Annotated in this window: 2 protein-coding genes; both read right to left on the bottom strand. The window is 69.9% G+C overall.

Going from position 1 to position 1,307, the window contains the following annotated elements; translation table 11 throughout:
• Positions 1–986: potassium-transporting ATPase subunit KdpA (locus I59_RS11100; protein WP_022903921.1), on the bottom strand; the 986-nt coding region annotated here is incomplete at its 3' end.
• Complete coding sequence (kdpF, locus tag I59_RS19840; protein WP_042724093.1) at positions 986–1,075, bottom strand: K(+)-transporting ATPase subunit F; 90 nt, start codon at positions 1,073–1,075, stop codon at positions 986–988. The genes kdpF and I59_RS11100, both read right to left, overlap by 1 nt.
• Between the last annotated feature and the right edge of the window lie 232 nt (positions 1,076–1,307).

The raw sequence follows: 1,307 nt of genomic DNA, 5'->3' as shown, positions 1-1,307 counted from the left end.
GAGCCGAGGATGCCGAAGCGCGCCTCCTTGCCCTCCATCGCGGAACCGGCCAGGTGCGTGGCCGCGCCGCCCCCGCCGAGCTCGGCGATCGACATGACCGAGAGCGACACCAGGAAGATGGCGCCCATCACGGTGAGGATCGCGTACCCCTGGCGGTCGTCGCCGACCAGGCGGCCGAAGGTGCGCGGGAGGGAGAACGGGATGACGAGCATGAGGAAGATCTCGACGAGGTTCGTCCACGCCTGCGGGTTCTCGAACGGGTGCGCCGAGTTGGCGTTGAAGTAGCCGCCACCGTTCGTGCCGAGTTCCTTGATGGCCTCCTGTGACGCGACGAAGCCGTCCGGGATGTGCTGCGTCCCGCCGATCAGGGTGGTCACGTCCGTGCCGGCCCCCCACGACTGGATGACACCGCCTGCGACCAGGACGATCGCGAAGACGAAGGCTCCGGGGAGCAGCAGGCGTCCGGTGCCGCGGACGACGTCCACCCAGACGTTGCCGAGGGTGCCGCTCTTCCGACGGGCGAACCCACGGACGAGTGCCACGGCGACCGCGAGGCCGACGGCTGCGGAGAGGAAGTTCTGCACCGCGAGGCCCGCCATCTGGACGCTGTAGCCGACCGTCGCCTCGGGCGAGTAGGACTGCCAGTTCGTGTTGGCGACGAAGGACGCGGCCGTGTTGAACGCGAGCGACGGCCCGACGTTCGGCAGGCCGAGGTCCCCCGGCAGCACCACCTGGATGCGCTGGAGCAGGTAGACGACGAGGAGCCCGACGACGCTGAAGAGCAGCACACCTCGCAGGTAGGCGGCCCAGGACTGCTCGGCGTCGGGGTCGACACCGATGACCCGGTAGACGCCGCGCTCGACGCGGTTGTGCCGGACGGGCGTGTAGACGCTCGCCATCCAGTCACCGACCGGGCGGTAGCAGACGACGAGGAGCAGGACGAGGAGCGCGGCCTGGGCGATGCCGGCCCACGTGTCCCCGCTCATCAGAACTTCTCCGGCCGGACGAGCGCCCAGACCAGGTAGACGACAGCGGCGACGCCGAGGACGGCCGCGGCGATGGTGATGCCGATCACAGCCGCTCCAACCCCTTGGCGATGAGGGCGACCACGCCGAACACGGCGAGGACACCGGCGACGACGAACACGTCGAACACGAGGACTCCGTAGGTTGCACGGGCCCGCCACCGGGCGGTGCGGGCCGCACCATTCCTGGTGCGTCACCGATCGTGCGACCGGTGGCGTGCCTCCAGGCCGGTCCCTAACGAATCCTGACGCCGTCCTGACGGACGCGTGCGCGGTCCTAACG

Origin of the sequence: Curtobacterium sp. B8 (genome assembly GCF_000333315.1) — a bacterium.
GTDB classification, from domain to species: domain Bacteria; phylum Actinomycetota; class Actinomycetes; order Actinomycetales; family Microbacteriaceae; genus Curtobacterium; species Curtobacterium luteum.
The sequence above is the reverse complement of the archived record's forward strand: the minus strand, read 5'-3'. Positions and strand labels throughout refer to the sequence as shown.